Source organism: Psychrobacter sp. Ps7, assembly GCF_022129225.1.
GTDB lineage: Bacteria > Pseudomonadota > Gammaproteobacteria > Pseudomonadales > Moraxellaceae > Psychrobacter > Psychrobacter immobilis_A.
The window spans coordinates 11,785-30,144 of the sequence record NZ_JADQAH010000019.1; the positions used below are offsets into that span (position 1 = coordinate 11,785).

13 protein-coding genes and 2 tRNA genes (1 of these 15 only partly in view) are annotated in these 18,360 nt (G+C 44.4%); 2 read left to right on the forward strand and 13 right to left on the reverse strand.

The genetic code is table 11. The annotated features are described in order from the left end of the window. From I3257_RS08070 to leuS, 7 genes are all read right to left on the reverse strand, one after another. A tRNA-Lys gene (locus I3257_RS08070) sits at positions 1-47 on the reverse strand; it reaches 129 nt to the left of the window's first position. Between the two features lie 159 nt (positions 48-206). After that, positions 207-282 (reverse strand) — tRNA-Lys (locus I3257_RS08075). 335 nt (positions 283-617) lie between these two features. After that, the gene (locus I3257_RS08080) at positions 618-2,567 is read right to left on the reverse strand and encodes a MacB family efflux pump subunit (protein WP_238049380.1); all 1,950 of its coding nucleotides are present in this window, start codon (positions 2,565-2,567) and stop codon (positions 618-620) included. Between the two features lie 192 nt (positions 2,568-2,759). Then, positions 2,760-4,100: an efflux RND transporter periplasmic adaptor subunit gene (locus tag I3257_RS08085; protein ID WP_238049360.1), complete on the reverse strand. Its 1,341-nt coding sequence runs from the start codon at positions 4,098-4,100 to the stop codon at positions 2,760-2,762. 235 nt (positions 4,101-4,335) lie between these two features. Then, entirely contained in the window at positions 4,336-5,412 is a 1,077-nt protein-coding gene (holA, locus tag I3257_RS08090; protein ID WP_238049361.1) for a DNA polymerase III subunit delta, read from the reverse strand. Positions 5,413-5,470: 58 nt separating this feature from the next. Then, a complete protein-coding gene (locus I3257_RS08095) occupies positions 5,471-6,190 on the reverse strand; it encodes a hypothetical protein (protein WP_238049362.1) in 720 nt (239 codons plus the stop codon). Between the two features lie 73 nt (positions 6,191-6,263). Then, on the reverse strand, positions 6,264-8,951 hold the full coding sequence (gene leuS / locus I3257_RS08100; protein WP_238049363.1) for a leucine--tRNA ligase: 2,688 nt from the start codon (positions 8,949-8,951) through the stop codon (positions 6,264-6,266). 226 nt (positions 8,952-9,177) lie between these two features. On the opposite strand from leuS, the gene I3257_RS08105 reads away from it, so the two are divergent. Then, positions 9,178-9,549 (forward strand): Spx/MgsR family RNA polymerase-binding regulatory protein, encoded by a 372-nt coding sequence (locus I3257_RS08105; protein ID WP_238049364.1) that lies wholly within the window; start codon positions 9,178-9,180, stop codon positions 9,547-9,549. Positions 9,550-9,580: 31 nt separating this feature from the next. Here the strand turns inward: I3257_RS08105 and I3257_RS08110 are convergent, their stop codons facing one another. From I3257_RS08110 to I3257_RS08135, 6 genes are all read right to left on the reverse strand, one after another. Continuing rightward, on the reverse strand, positions 9,581-9,814 hold the full coding sequence (locus I3257_RS08110; protein ID WP_055124538.1) for a hypothetical protein: 234 nt from the start codon (positions 9,812-9,814) through the stop codon (positions 9,581-9,583). A gap of 12 nt (positions 9,815-9,826) precedes the next feature. Further along, the gene (gene argB / locus I3257_RS08115; protein ID WP_238049365.1) at positions 9,827-10,741 is read right to left on the reverse strand and encodes an acetylglutamate kinase; all 915 of its coding nucleotides are present in this window, start codon (positions 10,739-10,741) and stop codon (positions 9,827-9,829) included. An 82-nt stretch (positions 10,742-10,823) separates the two neighbouring features. Next, on the reverse strand, positions 10,824-12,602 hold the full coding sequence (locus I3257_RS08120) for a phosphomannomutase/phosphoglucomutase (RefSeq protein WP_238049366.1): 1,779 nt from the start codon (positions 12,600-12,602) through the stop codon (positions 10,824-10,826). 90 nt (positions 12,603-12,692) lie between these two features. After that, positions 12,693-13,157 (reverse strand): dUTP diphosphatase, encoded by a 465-nt coding sequence (dut, locus tag I3257_RS08125; protein WP_045444733.1) that lies wholly within the window; start codon positions 13,155-13,157, stop codon positions 12,693-12,695. A 110-nt stretch (positions 13,158-13,267) separates the two neighbouring features. Next, positions 13,268-14,671 carry a magnesium transporter gene (gene mgtE, locus I3257_RS08130; protein ID WP_201581019.1) on the reverse strand — a complete coding sequence of 468 codons (1,404 nt, stop codon included), beginning with the start codon at positions 14,669-14,671 and terminating at the stop codon, positions 13,268-13,270. A 112-nt stretch (positions 14,672-14,783) separates the two neighbouring features. Further along, positions 14,784-16,817: a UvrD-helicase domain-containing protein gene (locus I3257_RS08135; RefSeq protein WP_060490569.1), complete on the reverse strand. Its 2,034-nt coding sequence runs from the start codon at positions 16,815-16,817 to the stop codon at positions 14,784-14,786. Between the two features lie 901 nt (positions 16,818-17,718). Here I3257_RS08135 and ndhC point away from each other — a divergent pair. Next, positions 17,719-18,342, forward strand: a complete 624-nt coding sequence (gene ndhC, locus I3257_RS08140) for an NADH-quinone oxidoreductase subunit A (protein WP_055124534.1) — start codon at positions 17,719-17,721, stop codon at positions 18,340-18,342. Positions 18,343-18,360: the final 18 nt, after the last annotated feature.

Here is an 18,360-nt window from a genome sequence, read left to right on the forward strand (position 1 = left end):
ACCAATTGATTAAAAGTCAACTGCTCTACCAACTGAGCTATCGGCCCTGAAGAGTATATAAAAAAGCATGGCTTTTTTAACTCTGCAAGTGAATTTACAGCTTCGTAAATTCGGTGAAGTTTTCTAAAAGAAAGCTTCTTAAACTTTGTTACTTATTATGCCAATACCTGATAGGGCAATGTACATAACAAGCATAATACTAAATATGGTGGGCCGACCGCGACTCGAACGCGGGACCAATTGATTAAAAGTCAACTGCTCTACCAACTGAGCTATCGGCCCTGAAGAGTGTATAAAAAAAGCATGGCTTTTTTAACTCTGCAAGATAAATTTCCTTAAAGGCAAACTTATTAAAACTAGACATCTAAAAAATGTCTTTAAACTTAATTTTTAATATTAGGTCAATCAACATTAAAAGAGGCATTAAGTTTGTTTCAACGTTTAAAGAATTTCTATCCCTAAACGTGAGAGCACATTATATACACTATCAGGACAATTACAACCCCGTAATATAAAAAAAGTGCAATTAAAGTAAAAAATATGCATTTTATTGACGTTTATCAGTGAATTTAAAGGAAATGCCGTATCCAGCTATCTAATATTTTGCAATATAGCGGTTAATCTCTAGAAAGTGCTTCAACAGGATCTAACTTGGCTGCATTACGTGCTGGTAAAAAGCCGAAGACAACGCCAATCAAGGTTGAACAAATAAAGGCAGCAATGATAGAGGTTGGTGAGTAAATCACTTTAAAGCTATCACCAGCAAAATTATTAATGATTTCACCAATAGCAAAGGCCAGTCCAATACCTAATAAGCCGCCCAAAATACAGACGAGTACGGCTTCTATCAAAAACTGCTGCATGATATCGTTTTGACGAGCCCCAACTGCCATACGTACCCCAATTTCATTAGTGCGTTCCGTGACCGATACTAGCATAATATTCATCACGCCAATACCACCAACGATCAATGAGATAACAGCAACCGATGAGATGAGCAGTGTCATAGTACCTGTGGTCGATTCAATGGTCTGACGAATAGAGTCTGAGTTAATAATATTAAAATCATCTTTACCATGGCGACCTTCTATTATGTCGGAAATAGCAGACTCAGCTACACTAGATGAGACACTATCATCTAACAGTGCTATAAAACTATCAATATTTGCACTACCAGTTATACGTGACATCACAGTGGTATAAGGCATATATATGACGGGTGTCGTGCTACTTGGTCCAAAGCCACCGTCGCTTGCCTCAAGGACGCCAACCACGCGTCCAGGCACACTACCGATGAGTATGACTTCTCCGATAGGGTTATCTATATCTGCAAAAAAAGCACTCTTGGCATTGTCATCGATAATAATATCTTGACTGCGAAGGTCGATACTTTGCGAATCGAAACCTTGACCTAATGCCAACGTCTCACCAGTGACCTCTAGATAATACTCACCAACACCATTGATGGTCGAGTCTTCCTGCACGCTGCGATAGCGTACACTAGAGCTGGTATTGACTTGAGGGCTCACATTGATAACATACGGTTGACTGCTGACCGCTTCTGCATCTTCTGGTGTGAGGTTGTCGTCATTATATTTACGTCGCGGGTCGCCTCTAGGGTAGCCGTCATTCACTGTTATAGTATTGGTTCCTAGCGAGCTAATATTTGCGAGAATTTGCTGCTGAGAGCCTCGACCAAGACCAACGATAGACACAACCGCAGCGATACCGATGATAATGCCTAACATGGTCAGCAAGGTGCGCATCTTGTGTGCACGCATGGCAAGTAAGGACATTTTAAAAGCTTCGAGCAAACGATCCACAAAACTGCCAAAGGCACTTTTACGATGTCCACCGAGGATAGATTCTGGGTGTTGAGTTGTCGGTTTATAATGCTCAGTTTTGTAATCTGCAATGACGTAGCCATCTTTTAACTCAATAACTCGTTCGGCTTGGGCAGCAAGTTTGGGATCATGAGTGACCATAATGATGGTATGACCTTTAGCATTTAGGTCATGTAAGATCGCCATCACATCTTCGCCAGATTTGCTATCTAGTGCACCAGTTGGCTCATCAGCTAAGATGACATCGCCACCATTTATCAGAGCGCGAGCAACAGAAACACGCTGCTGTTGACCGCCTGAGAGCTGGCTAGGACGATTATTTACCTTTTCACCAAGACCTAGATCGGTCAAGAGCTTTTCTGCGCGATTGATTCGTGCCTCAGTGTTCATACCAGCATATACGGCAGGGACGGCAACGTTATCTTTAGCGCTAATGTCACCGAGTAGGTGGTAGCGCTGAAAGATAAAGCCAAAATGCTCTCGGCGTAACTCAGCCAGCTCATCTGCCTCTAGTTTGTTTGCTGATTGGCCGTAAATCTTATAGTCACCTGCTGTCGCCTGATCTAAGCAACCCAAGATATTCATTAGAGTAGACTTACCAGAGCCAGATTGCCCGATAATCGCGACCATTTCACCTTGATTAATCGTTAAATTAACCTCGTGCAATACGCGAATGGTTTGCTCGCCAGCAGCAAACTCTCGAATAATACCCGACAGCTCCATAATGGGCTTGTCAGCGATAGATGTAGTGTTATTCTGTGAGTGAGATTCTGTCGATGTGTTAGTGCTGTCGGTCGGCTGTTTAGCAGATTGAGATATAGTCATAGCAATGTCTTTAATCAAAGATAGTGAGTGTCGTGAGAAAAGGGCTAAGTTGCTCAAGCCCTTTCATCGTTAACATAGTCAAAGAATTAATTACATCCTTGGAGTACCACCAGGTATACGAGTACGACCACCACCTTTACCTGAAGCATTGGCACTACCTTCGCCGATGATAACCTGCTCACCTTCCTTCACACCACTCAAAATTTGCGCATTTACTCGGTTATCAATGCCCACTTCTACTGTGCGAGGTTCTACTGTGCCGTCATCATTTAGTACGCGTACAACCTTGCTGGTTTTTGCTTGACCTTCAGTTTGATTTCTTGCGGGTCTTTCTTGTATGGCTGCTGATGGCACAAGCAACGCGTCTTTGGCTTGATCGATGATGATATAAATCTGGGCGGTCATATCAATACGAAATAATCGCTCAGGGTTAGCTACTTCTACGTAGCCAACATAGTAGATTGCAGAATCGGTTGAGCTGGTCTTGCTAATTTCCTCGGGTGCCGGCTCAATAGCTGTCAGTGTCGCATCATACTGCTTGTCTGGATTACCGATGATATTAAAGTAGGCGGGCATACCAGCATTGACATTGATAACATCGGCTTCGGAGATTTGTGCGTTGATTCTAACAGTAGACAAATCTGCTAAAGTGACGATGGTCGGGGCTGTTTGATTGGCATTGACCGTCGTGCCTTGCTCTGTGGTCACTGAGACGACAGTACCTGATATTGGCGCGCGAATCGTTGTATAGCTAAGGTCTTCTTGAGCCGTTGCGACATTGGTTTGAGACTTTCGTAATGCTGCTTGTTGGCTATTAATGTTTGCAGTGGCTGTTGCAATGGCGGCTTGTGCCGTATCAATAGCAGCGCGTGCATTGGCGACCGCTGCCTGCGCTGTTTGAACTTTTGTTGCCTGTGTATCGTAATCCTGTTGTGATATCGCATCGATAGCGAGCAGTCCTTGCAGGCGTGCAAAATCAGACTGTGCTTGTTTAAGCTCAGACTGACGGCTGGCAAGATCAGCATAGGCACTTTTTAGACTGGCTTGTTTGCTTAACGATTCTGCTTGCGCACTTTGTAGCGCGGCTTCGCTTTGCTCAAGACTGGCTTGTTCATTGCTCAGGCTGTTCTTCTGAGTCACTTGATCAATCTGTGCAATCAAATCACCTTGTTTCACCTCGTCACCCACTTCTACATAGAGGTTTGTGACCTCACCAGAAACCTGTGCACCAACATCAACGGTATTAAGTGCTTTAACTTTACCTGATGCCATGACATTGTTTTCGATATCACCAACCTCAACAGGTGCGGTTAAATAACTGGGTTTTTCTTCCTCTGGTTTTAAAAAAGTATAGGCCAAAGCCCCTAATGCTACAATGATTAAGGCGATGACACCCCATTTGATAGCAGACTTTTTGCTTATTTTGCGCATAACAACAATCCAGTCACAATGAAATCAAGTGTACATATAGTAGAGGCTTGAAGTCCAAAAGGGAATGGTAATTAGTTTAAGAAAGGTTAAGGTGGTTTTTATGGAAGGAGACAAAGCACTACGCTGAAAGTTATCAAAATTAAATTTTAGATAGGATGCCATCATAATAGGAGGGGATTAAAAATCGACTACGCCAGTAATGAAGACGTTGACGTATATTAAGAATAATTGCTATTTATCGTGCAGTAAACAGCCGCTTACCTGACAACTCAAGCGCTGCCTGTAATAGTAGCTCCCACGCTGGCTGGCGAATGAGACCTTTGATGGCTTGATCACAGCGATAAAGTAGGGCAGGCCATTCTTGAGTTTGCGCATTTGAATGCCGGCGGCAAGCTTGTTGATACAGTCCTTGTTTGCTGCGCCAGATACCAAGCGCTTGCGGGTCTTGTCCATCCATCAACTGCATAATTTGCCGCATGTCTTTACTAACCGCCCATAATACCAAGGTGGTTGGCTCGTCGGTGGCTTTCAGCTGAAACATGATTTTGGCGACTTGCGTACTGTTACCGGCAAGCATTGCATCCGATAAATCAAAGACGCTAAACTGTGCATCACTGACCAACGCGGCTTGTAGATCCTTAATGTCTAAGGCAACATTGTTTGGAAGTTGTGTAGAGTGATCAGCCTGTTGAGTAGCCTCAATATTCTTAGCGACTAACTGCGGCGCAAATAAGTAGGATAGCCGCCATAAGGTCTGATAAGCGCTTAGCAGATGGTGCTCAGTATGCGACATAAGCAGCTGCCAGGCTTCTTGCGATAGCCGTAAACCAAACTGCTGAGCTTGTATTTGCAGTAGCTGCTGTCGTTGCTGCTCATTATATAAATTGCAATCAATGACATGACCATATTGAGCAAATGGCGTAAACCACTTGCTGCTCTGCGCTCGCTTGTCTTGTTTGGGCGTGAGCCATAATAAACTATGACTGTGCGTCCCTGTTTGAGCTTCAACGGCAAAGCGCTCAAGCTCAGTGATGACCGCCTTGTCAGGCTTATGGTTACCCGTCACGATGAGTGCACTGGCATCATCAAATAAAGACTGGCTACCAAGCTCTGACAATACTTCTTGCCAGCTCTTGACTGATATCAGCTCAATACGCTTAATCGCGTAATTCTGCGCGCGCCAATGTGGTCGCAGGGCATCGATGAGCCATTGACTGAGTAGTGGCTCATCACCATGCGCCAGCCACAAGCCCGCGACTGCAACGGAAGGCTGTAGTAGCTTTGGGTAGGCTTGTATAAAGGTATCTTGCATAGGGTAATAAGTACACAGATTGATGAAAATAAACGTGGAATGTGTCGTGCATTCTACATTATGGGTTTGGCACTACCACCGCGATCGACGTTGAGCCATTACCGCTTTGCACAGATTGTCTGACTCCAGAAGAGCTGACTTTTGGTAGGGAGATGGCGACATATTGATCAGTAATTCGGCGTGCCAAACTGTCATAGAGCCAGTCACGAATTTGATCGCCTTGCTGATCATCAGTGCTCACCGATGCTTCATTATATTGATAGCTACGCTCGACTTGGATAGGGTTGCTTAGCGTAATTGGTTTGCCATTTTCCATGGTCTGATAGCTGACATCTGCTGAAAGTACCAAGCGTATCTCTGTCAAGACACCGACCAGCTCATAACGCTTAAAACGCACGTTATTGATGGTGATAGCGGCAATGGGTTCAGCACTTGCTTGTTTGTTATTGTTCGCAACATCAGCTGCTGTCATGTTGTCAATGACCTCAACACCTAAAGTTTTTAGGCGTCTTGTCAATGGCAGCTTAAGCGGAAATGAGGTGCGATTGTCTTCTAGAATCACGGCTGTTTTGGCGACATCAAGCAGCATCGGTGCATCATAGCCCCGCAGTTGAAAGCCGCAGCCACTAATAGCTGCCGTTGCACCTAGTAGCGTAAACATTGGCAGGGCAGTCAGAAAAGCCGCCACCAGTTTTTGTCCGCTTGATTTTTTGGCAAAAGCGTCTTTTTTGCTTAAGCTGGCTTTGGGTGACTGACCTGCTCGATATTTATACGACATAATCGCTATCCTAATATTATGAAAAGGCTCAGACTAATCATTAAACTAATAAAAAGTACTGAGCCTAAAAAATCTAGCCTACCACCACGATGTTTACCAGCTTATTGGGGACGACGATTTCTTTTTTGATGTCGCCAGTCAAGAATTTTGCCACACTTTCCATTGAGCGTGCTTGTGCTTTTAGCTGTTCTGGATCGCTATTTGGGGCTACGTCCATTTTACCGCGCATTTTACCATTGACCTGTACTACCATCGTGATCATATCTTGTACCAGAGCGCTTTTATCAACTTCTGGATAATTCAAGGTAATGGTATCTAAACCCAATTGCTCAAGTAAATGTTCACCAATGTGCGGCGCATATACGGATAGCATAATCAGCAGATCCGTCAATGCCTCATGCTGTACCTGTAGGTCTTGCGTGCTATTGGCCTTAAAGCCAGTCAGCTCGTTGGCAAGCTCCATCAAACTTGATACAGGTGTGTTTAATGCCAAACGATCACCCAAATCACTATCGATTTTAGCAATGGTTTCATGAGTTTTACGGCGTAAGTTTTTGGCTTCTTTGCTTAAGCCATCAGTGCTCAAAGCTTCATTGTTCAGCGTCTCGATACTTAGGTTCGCGGCAGTAAGCGCTTGCATGTGTTCAGTAGCAATACGCCATACTTTTTTAACGAAGTTATAAGGGCCTTTGAGCGCATCATCTGACCATTCTAGCGTTTGATCCGCAGGCGCGGTGAAGAGCGTATAGAGACGAACAGTATCAGCGCCGTATTTATCGATGGTAATTTGCGGATCAACACCGTTGTTTTTTGACTTAGACATTTTTTCGATTTTGCCAATGGTCACCGGCTGCCCATCAGATTTTAAGATGGCTTTAATCGGTTGACCACGTTCGTCATAGTCGATATCAATGTCTTCTGCAAAATAGTACGTGGTACTGCCATCCGCATTTAGGCGATAGAATGTCCCTGCCAATACCATGCCTTGCGTCATCAAATTAGCAAACGGCTCATTTCCTGACACCAAGTCTTCATCACGCATCAGTTTATGGAAGAAGCGTGCATAAAGTAGATGCATCACCGCGTGCTCAACACCACCGATGTATTGATCGACAGGCAGCCACTTATTGGCGGCAGATTTGTTGACCATGCTTTGCGCATCATTTGGGCTTGCAAAGCGTGCATAGTACCAGCTTGACTCCACAAAGGTGTCAAAGGTATCGGTTTCGCGCTCAGCAGGATTACCGCATTTAGGACACGTCGTATTGACAAACTCTGGAATGTTTTTTAACGGATTTCCACGGCCATCAGGAACGACATCAGTCGGCAAGACAACGGGCAAATCTTGCTCTTCGACAGGTACGGTACCGCAATGCTCACAGTTAACCATTGGGATAGGACAGCCCCAATAACGCTGGCGAGAAACACCCCAATCACGGAGACGGTATTGGATTTTTTTCTTTGCAAGCTCTTGTGGTTCTAGTTTGGTCAGCATCGCTTCAAATGCTTGCTCAAAGTCTAACCCATCAAATTCGCCTGAATTGACCAAAATATTGCGTTCGGTATAAGCACGATTAATCTCAGTATCGTTCGCCTTTGCATCTGCTTCCAACGCATCGAAATAGCCGACAGGGATATCGATGACTTGTTTAATGGGTAAGCTATATTTAATCGCAAATTCATAATCACGCTCATCATGAGCAGGGACAGCCATCACTGCGCCTGAGCCGTAGCTCATAAGCACATAGTTGGCAACCCATACAGGTACTTCTTGGCCAGTGAGTGGGTGCGTGACCGTAAGACCAGTAGCCATACCGATTTTTTCAGCTTTAGCTAGGTCTGCTTCTGCAACTGAGCCTTTTTTGCAAAGCGCACAGAATTGCGCAATCGCTTCATTATGCTCAGCGGCATACTGCGCTAGCGGATGTTCGGCCGCGACCGCCACATAAGTCACACCCATCAAAGTATCAGGGCGAGTAGTGAACACATCTAAGGTATTGGTCTCGCCAGCAAGCTCATAAGGGAAGTGTACTTCCATGCCTGCGCTACGACCAATCCAGTTGCGCTGCATGGTCAATACTTCTGATGGCCAGTGACCTTCTAGCTGATCCAAATCATCGAGCAATTCGTCAGCATAATCGGTGATATTGAAGTAATACATCGGAATGTCGCGCTTTTCGACCGCAGCACCACTACGCCAGCCTTTACCATCGATGACTTGCTCGTTGGCTAAGACGGTATTATCAACAGGATCCCAGTTGACTGTTGACAGTTTTTTGTAGACCAAGCCTTTTTTGTATAGCTGTAAAAACAACCATTGCTCCCACTGATAATACTCAGGGCTGCAAGTAGCAAATTCACGTGACCAGTCAATAGACAAACCCAGTAATTTAAGCTGCGCGCGCATGCTGTCAATATTGGCAAACGTCCATTTGGCAGGTGGAGTTTGGTTAGCAATCGCCGCGTTTTCTGCTGGCAAGCCAAAACCATCCCAGCCCATAGGCTGCATGACTTCATAGCCCTTGAGTCGATAGTAACGGCTCAGTACATCAGAAATCGTATAGTTACGCACGTGACCCATATGCAGCTTACCGCTTGGGTAAGGGAACATCGACAGCATATAGCGACTTGGCTTATCGCTTGGCTCATTGCTCACTTCAAAGCGCTTGTCAGTTGCCCATTTGGCTTGCTGCGCCGCTTCTATCGCTTGTGGGTTATAATGATTGTTTTCAGCTTGGTCAGATGTCACTGTATTGCTCATAGTTGGCTCGAGATTGATTAATACGAATAAATTGGGTGAAATTTCACAATGCCATAGCATAGCGTAATTTGGCGAAAATTGCGACGATATGATAGGGCGTTTACGCATGACGAAGAATACAAATTCGAAAATTTGAGCGGGTTTTTAATGTTTTGGTTATCATAAACCAAATACCTATAGGCTTAGGTATAATAAACAGAATAATAATCATTGATTTGGAGTTTTTATGAGCATCACTATTTACGGTATCAAATCGTGCAGCACCATGAAAAAAGCTTTTACCAAACTAGACGAGCTAGGTGTCAGTTATGATTTTCATGATTATAAAAAACAAGGTATCGATAAAGATAGCGTTAAGCATTGGGTAAATGAGCTAGGTATTGATAAAGTACTGAACAAGCGTGGCACCACATGGCGCAAACTAGACGACAGTCAAAAGCAAGCGGCTGATGCTAGTCTAGATAACGCCATTGATTTGCTAGTAGAAAATACCAGCATGATTAAGCGTCCGATAGTTGAAGGTGAGCTGACTGATAAAAATAAGAATATATTACTATGCGGTTATGATGAAGCTGAGTTTGATAAAGTTTTTCCGTAAAAGAATACGGCTACCATCAATAAAGCCCGAGCTAAGAACCTCTTAGCTCGGGCTTTATAACACCTAAAATAAACCAAATCACACTTGCGAGCCATATAAGCAAGACGTAAAAGCGAATTTGTTCAGCATTCCAATCTAGTGCAAACCACTCAATAAGGAAAAATGACTTCCACCCTTCTATCCATTTTGCGCCACCATAGCCAATAATCCACCAGCAATACAAGCTTTCTAAGATAAAAAGTAGACACCAGAGCCATAATGCCATGATTTACTCCTGCTACTCGGCCAATGATGAGCCTAAATCACGACTGATTAATGTACCAACCCCTTCATTGGTGAAAATCTCTAACAATGTGGCATGAGGCACGCGACCATCGACGATTACCGCACTTTTCACGCCGCTACGTACCGCATCAAGTGCACATTGGATTTTGGGAATCATACCGCCTGAGATAGTGCCGTCTTCAATGAGGCTGTCGACTTTCTTTGGTGTGAGTCCAGTCACGACTTCGCCGTCACGACCCAGCACACCTTTGATATTGGTCAGAAGCATGAGCTTTTCAGCTTGTAAAAATTCGGCTACTTTACCTGCAACCAAGTCGGCATTGATATTGTACGTATTGCCTTCGCTATCGACCCCAAGTGGCGCGATGACAGGAATAAAGTCAGAGGCAATGAGCATGTTAATCACGTCTTTGTTGACACTGACCACATCACCGACAAACCCTAAATCGATGGGCACAGCAATCCCATCTGCGCCAATTTTTTCCATCATCAGTTTTTTGGCTAGGATTAAATTGGCATCTTTACCCGTCAGACCAATGGCGCGGCCACCGTGTTTGTTGATTAAGCTAACAATAGATTTGTTGACGCTACCACCTAAGACCATCTCGACGATATCCATGGTACTTTTATCGGTGACGCGCATCCCATCGATACGGTCTGACTGACGCCCCAACTCTTTTAATAAGTTATCCACTTGTGGGCCACCGCCATGCACGACCACGGGATGAATGCCAACGGTTTTTAACAAGACGATGTCGCGGGCAAATGAGCTCTCAAGCGCAGGATCTGTCATTGCATTGCCGCCGTATTTGACCACGATAAGCTTATCAACAAAGCGCTGGATATAAGGCAGCGCTGTGGTCAATACTTCAGCAGTGTTTTTGGCATCATCTAAATTAAGCGTCATTATAAACTCCTAAGTTATGGTATTAAAAAGTCATATTTTTATTTGACAGCAACTACTTTGACGGTAACTATTTTGCTCAAAACTATTCGGCAGGAATAGCGACAATTTGTTCCGCCAGTTTTTTATCAAATGGGCGACATAAAGCGGCAAATTTTGCTTGGATGTCGCGTAAGTCTTCTATGCTATCACCAGCAAAGCGTACGGTAAGATTGTGACTGGTGTTTGATTGGCGGAGCACCCCAAAACCATGGGCGAAATCTAAACGCACGCCATCAATACAGCTCAGCTTCGTCCCCACTGGCAATAAGCATTTGGCTTGCTTGGGCGTCATATATTGCCGACTCATCGAACAACGGCAAAGCGATGGCTGGCTAGTAGCTATCCAATGATCATCAGAATCTTCTGCTACAGTCGCTTCCACGAGTTGGCGTAAATACTGACAAAATTTGGTCAGCTGTACGACGATAGCATCGTCTTTTTTAAGGGTTTTAGGCATCGGCAAATAATGATCCGCTGTACTGACCATAGCAGGCAATTGCTCTGTAATATCAGTCAGAGATTTTTTACCGTGAGCATCGTAAGTCGCTAGCCAATGCAGCAATCGCAAGGCCGCGTACATGGCGTCATCATAAATAATAAAACGGCTATCATTAAATATGAAATGCCCTGACAATTCACCCGCAAAGACAATTTGACCAGCAGACTGCTGCATCTGTCGGCGCATAAAGCTGCTGCCCGTTTTACTGAGCACAGGTGTTGCGCCAAGCTCAGACAAGAGTTTCGGTAGATGATGGGAGCATTTAATATCAAAAAGGATTTGAAAAGGCAGTTGTGAATGGCTTGGGCTTTTAGAACACAGCGTTTCAGGGTGTTCGGTCAGCGCCACTTGCGCTAATAAATATAGCAAGTGATCGGGCGTGACAACTTTACCGCTATTATCGACGATCATTAAGCGATCGCCATCGCCATCAAAAGCGATACCTATATCTGCTTGATGTTGACGCACACTTCGCTGTAATTGTTTGAGACGGTGTGGTTCAGTGGGATCAGGATTGCCAGAGGGAAAACTGCCATCTGCGGTGTCATTAAGCATGATGACCTGCTGGCAAAAATGCTCAAATAAACGCTGGGCGATATTACTGGTCGCCCCATGCATACAATCTATGACCACCACCACATCAAGGGTGTCAGATGGTTGTTGGTTATTTTTGAGAAGTGGTTTATTACAGGGATGAATTTGCTTAAAAACTTGAGCGATAGCCTCAATATAAGTCGTCGCGACTTGTGCATCAGATAAATTGAAAGGTTGATTACAAATAGATCTAGCAATTGTATTTTTCAGCGTATTTTGAGCATCAATCTGTGCTTGAGCGTGATTGAGGTAGCAGGCATAGTTACCCCGTGTTTTTTGCCAAAGCAACTGAATCTCTGCATGGCTCGGAGATTGATGGTTGACCAACCATTTAATACCTAAAATGTCTTTAGCAGAATGACTGGCGGTGACGATAATGCCATGACCAGAATATTGCTCTGCCCAAAAAACCATCATGGGGGTAGTAATTAACCCCAGCTGGATAACCTGTAGGCCATATTCAGTGAGTAAGTTAGCCAATCTCTGAGCGATAGTATCACTACCGAGACGCACATCATAACCAAGCACAATGACGGTTCTTTTAAGGTCGATACTTGGTTTTGGTAAGCAGGCTTTGGCAGGAGCTGCGGTTGAGTTGCAATCTGCGACACTGTAAAGCTGAGCAAATGCCTTGCCCAATGCTTGAATAAAATCAGTGGTAAAATGCTGGCGTGAACCACGAATATCATAAGCACGAAATAAGCATTGCTGCGCAGCAAAAGACGGCATCGCTTACTCTCCTTATGGCGTGATTCACGTGATGGTGATTTTGTGATGACTAAAGTACAATTAAAATGGCAAATCAGTAATGATAACTAATTACTGGCGGCCTGAATGTCCAAAGCCGCCTGCACCACGTGCACTGGTATCACTAAACTCTGACACCACTTCAAACTCAGGGCGGGCAACGGGTACGACGACATATTGTGCCATACGTTCCGCAGGATTCAACACAAAGTCTTCATTACTACGATTCCAAATACTGACCATCAGCTCACCTTGATAATCGGCATCAATCAAGCCAACCAAATTACCCAAGACGATACCGTGCTTATGACCAAGACCTGAGCGCGGTAAAATCATCCCTGCAAAGTTAGGATCTTGGATATAAACCGCCAAACCAGTACCAATTAAATGTGTGGCACCTGCTTTAATCGTCAATGGCTCATCAATACAAGCGCGCAAGTCGATACCAGCGCTGCCATCAGTGGCGCGTGTCGGTAACGAGAACGCTTTATCTTCAGTAATTTTAGGGTTTAATACTTTAACTTGTACAGCTTGCATAACGCACTCACTTAACGGTTGGATAGTTTCTAAATAACATTGTTTCTAAATAAGATAATTTCTAAACTATATGATTTCTAAATAATATAGTTTTAACGTTGGCTATGTGACTATAGTATCAACACACTTGCCAAACCCAAGAATGACATAAAGCCGACGATATCCGTCACGGTGGTTAAGATAACCGAGGCGGATAGGGCAGGGTCAATATTCATGCGTTTTAGGAGCAGTGGAATACTAATGCCTGACACATTGGCGGCGGTCATATTAATGGCAATGGCAAAGCCAATGACGGCACTGATTTTAATGTCATGAAACCATAGTTGGGCAATAATCGCCATGATTATCGCCCATATGATACCGTTTATCGCGCCAACCCACAGCTCTTTATTTAATAACCACAAACGGTTGGAACCACCGATTTGACCCATCGCCATACCACGAATAACCACTGTCAGAGTTTGTGACCCAGCAATACCGCCCATACTCGCGACCACAGGCATGAGTATCGCCAGCGCCACCACTTTTGCCAGTACCGCCTCGAACTGACCAATCACAGCCGCAGCCAATAAGGCGGTACACAGGTTAATACCTAGCCAAATACTGCGGCTTTTAGCACTGGTTAAAATAGGCGCAAACAGCTCTTCATCTTGGCTGACACCCGCGAGGTTTTTCATGGTGCTATCGACATCATCTTGGATAATTTCCATGATGTCCTCGCCATTTAACTGACCGACCAACTCACCATGGCTATTAATAACGGGGGCAAAACGAATGTCCTCTGAGCGGAAAATCGCTGCGGCATCTTGGATGTCTAAGCGATCATTAATGGTGATGGCGTTATCAATCAATTCTGAGACTAAGGTAGTTTGATCATGTTTAATCAAATCGACCAGACTGAGCAGCCCGAGTAATTGTTGGCTTTGATCGACAACCAGCAGCTCTTGGCTTTCATCATCGAGCAAATCGTCATTTTCTCGTAGCCAGTTCTGTACTTCTGCAAGGCTGATATCATCCCTGATCTGAATGAGGTCAGGATCCATGTAACGACCGACTTCCCAGTCAGCATAGGTATCGAGCTTATTGACCTGTACTCGGATGTCTTCATCCAAGGTTGCCATGACCGAGGTACGCACACTTTCGGTGACGGTGTCTAAAATCTCAGAGATGTCTTGCGCATCAAGGTCTTGGGTAAATAAGGAAATGTCTTTCGATGAGACGTTTTCTAACAGCGGTTGGCGTGTATCAAACTCTAACTCGGCAAGCACTTCGCCTTTGATGTTTTCTGGTACTTGTGCCCAAATCAATAAGCGATTTTGGCTAGGGAACGATTCTAATAGGCTCGCAATCTCATATTTGGACTGCTTTTCTAAAAACTCAGTAATCGCCTCGTATGCCTTGTCAGCAACCAAACTTTGCAGGTATAGAAGCTTATATTCGCCGCTATACTCTGCCGGATTGTAATCTCCCTGTAGCGTAGATGGTCGTTCCTGATCAGGCATAGGGGTAGGCATAAAGGTTCCAAAGTTTTTAGAAAGTATAAATAATAACAAACACTAAAATGTCGAATAAGTGCTAATTTCTCATGTCGCTAACTGGTGATGCTCTCAAGTGTTGAGCCTAACGCTAACGATTACCCAATAAAGCGCGAATATTAGCCAAGTATTCATCAGCAACGGCTTCTGGGTCTTTAGTCGCTTTTTTCTTTTTCGCCTTGGCTGGCCAGTCGATATGCTCTTCTGGTAACTCATCTAAAAAGCGCGATTCAGAAGTGACACGCATCTGTCCGCCCGCACGGCGCTGAGTCGCTAGCGTCAATGTCAGCTCTCGACGCGCACGAGTAATGCCCACATACATCAAGCGCCGTTCTTCTTCGACCGTCTCGCTTAGGATAGAATTGCGATGCGGTAGCATTTCTTCTTCAAGCCCCATGATATACACAAAATCAAACTCCAAGCCTTTTGCTGCATGCAAGGTCATCAAGTTAACCTTGTTGGTATTTTCTTCTTCTTGCTGTTGCTCGAGCATATCTAGCAACACCAGCTTACGAATGATGGTATCAATGGTGCGATCTTCGTCTTCTTCAGCGCGATTAATCAGCGATTGAATACTAGTGTAGAGCATATCAATATTATCGATACGGTTTTTTTCTTGTTGTGGGGTTTTGGCGTCGCTACGCACAAAGTCGATATAACCCGTTTCATCAATCATTTGACGAACGATAGGCACAGGGTCAGGATGCTGATCCAGCTCACGCGTATAATGTTCAATAAACTCACCGAACTCCTTTATCGTACCATAAGCCTTCGACGGTAAAACATGCGCGAGCCCTGCATGCGTACAAGAAGCGAGTAGCGAGATGCTATGCTCTTGTGAAAATAAGCCTAACTTCTCTAGCGTTGCTGGCCCCATTCCACGCTTAGGCGTATTGATAATACGCAAAAACGCACTGTCGTCTTCAGGGTTCAGAATCAAACGCAGATAGCCCATGATGTCTTTGATTTCACTACGCGCAAAGAACGACTGACCGCCCGACAACTTATAAGGCACTTGCAGTTGACGCAACTGCGCCTCTAGCATGCGCGCCTGAAAGTTACTGCGATAAAGAACGGCGTACTGCTCCCATTCATTACCGAAACGTAGTTTATGAGTGACAATCTCTTTTGCCACACGCTCAGACTCATCATCATCATTACGACAGTTAATAATGCGAATTTTTTCACCTTGACCTTTATCTGACCAGAGTTTCTTTTCAAATAAATGCTCGTTATTGGTAATAACGGCATTGGCAGAGGTCAAAATACGCGTGGTCGAGCGATAGTTTTGCTCAAGCATGACGATTTTGAGTTTTGGGAAATCTTCTTTGAGTAACGCCATGTTTTCAGGTTTTGCACCGCGCCACGCATAGATAGATTGATCGTCATCGCCCACGACGGTAAAACGCCCTTGCGGTCCGACTAAGTATTTAATCATCTCATACTGGGCAGTGTTGGTATCTTGATATTCATCGACGAGCAAGTAACGAATACGGTTTTGCCATTTATCGCGCAGCTCTCTGTTTTCACGTAATATCTTGGTCGGCAGGACAATTAAATCATCAAAATCGACGGCATTATAAGCACGCAGATTACGCTCATATAAGGCATAGAGGGTGGCGAAGATCATGTCTTCTGGATCGTCTAAGGTTTCCATCGCCTTATCTGGTTCAATCAGATCGTTTTTCCAGTCAGAAATCATTTTAATGGCTTTGCCGACCAATTCACGACTTTCAGCGCCGCTTAAATTGTCACGCATCATCAACTCCATCAGCAAACGCTTACTGTCGTCGCTGTCCATGATGGAGAAGTTACCCTTGAGCGGGGTATGAATCAGCTCATAACGCAAAAACTGTAGCCCAAATTGGTGAAAGGTGGACACCGTCAGCCCGCGAGTTTTTTCACTCGGCAGCAATTTACTGACACGGGCTTTCATCTCGCGCGCCGCTTTATTGGTAAAGGTCACCGCGGTGATACGCTCGGCTGGCATGTTGCATTCTTCGATTAGATACGCAATCTTGCGGGTAATCACCGATGTCTTACCGGAGCCGGCACCTGCTAGCACAAGCAATGGACCGGATACGTAGAGCATCGCTTCTTGTTGTTTGGGATTAAGTTGACTCATAAGGTGACCTGTAAGACAAAAGCAAAAAGAAAGCAAAAAAGACGAGTGTTGATATCAAGTGTTGCTCAGTGAGATAAAAACGGCACGTATGAGGCAGATCGATAGCGCAAGACGGCAACATAGCATTATAGCTTGTTGCATCATCTCGATATCAAAACATGGCGTCGATAAGGTTAATCAACCTATCCGCTAATCACGCTCATGACCATTAATATTTTGTGACAATTAATCAAGAGAGCCATCGCTAAAACAGCCGCTGATACTACCATGCAATTAGGCGGGTTATTATAAAGCAAAAACCGTCACATTGGGGAGGAGTTCAAGGATCGGCACCCAGTAAAAAAGCGTTAATTTTTCGTGACTTATACTATATATACTAGCGTCCATTCAAAAATGTGGATTTGGGCTTAATATAAGGTAACGTCTATATCATAATTCATGGCAAAAAAAACATGTTTCTTTCACCTATAAAGTGACCGTTCAATACAGTTAAAAACTAGCTTTTAGGCACTGATATGCGTATAGTACGTAAATAATTTATGCCAGTTGTCTCGTCATTGTTGACCACGTGTAATGAGCTATTAAATCAATTAAATAAACTATCGAATATGATATTGATTTAATACGTTGATCTTACGTTGTTAGAAGATGCGTTAGGCGACCAGCCTTTCTCCGTTATATATCGGAGTATCTATAGTTGGTCATGTCTGACATCGTCGTCAATAAGCTTGATAATTGGTTATTACCAGCACAGTATCTATATGAGCCATTGAGTTATTAAGACCCAATGGCAGTTACTTTGTGTTTTCGTCTGCGTTATGCCAGTCGCCATTACCACTCTATAGTTTGTGAGTATGTGCGCTGCGCTTGACACTCGATTGGGTGAGGAGCACGTATTATCATGTCTGCTTTTAATTGGTCAGCCATTGCTTTTATCTTAGCCGCCATTGGGCTAGTGGTCTTTATGCTGGTTGTGCCGCGTTTGCTTGGCGGTCGCTCTCAGGGCTCACAAAAAGAAGAAGTATTTGAAGCGGGTGTTGTCGGAGCTGGCAACGCCCGTATTCGTTTGTCTGCCAAATTCTATTTGGTGGCAATCTTCTTCGTTATCTTTGATTTAGAAGCGCTATATTTATACGCTTATGCCGTTTCAGTACGTGAAGCAGGCTGGTTGGGCTTCGCCGCTGCCGCGATATTCATTACCATCTTGATCATAGGCTTGGTATACGAGCTCAGTCTGGGTGCGATGAATTGGGCACCATCGGACAAGCGTCGCAAGCAACCACGTCTATATGCAGCTCCGGCAGGTTTTAATTTGGCAGATATTACGCAGTTTGATGGCGTCGATGAGCTGATGGTCGATCCAACTGGCAAGATACCAGCCCAGTCTTCAGGGCAGATTAATGTCTCGAACAATATCGAGACCAACCGTCGTCACTTGCAAAATATCGATCATATTAATACTACTGGTAATGTGACTTCCATGGATTTTGCTACATCTGCGCAACAAGACAAAGTCAAACGCTAATCGCTTTTGACGGTCTTG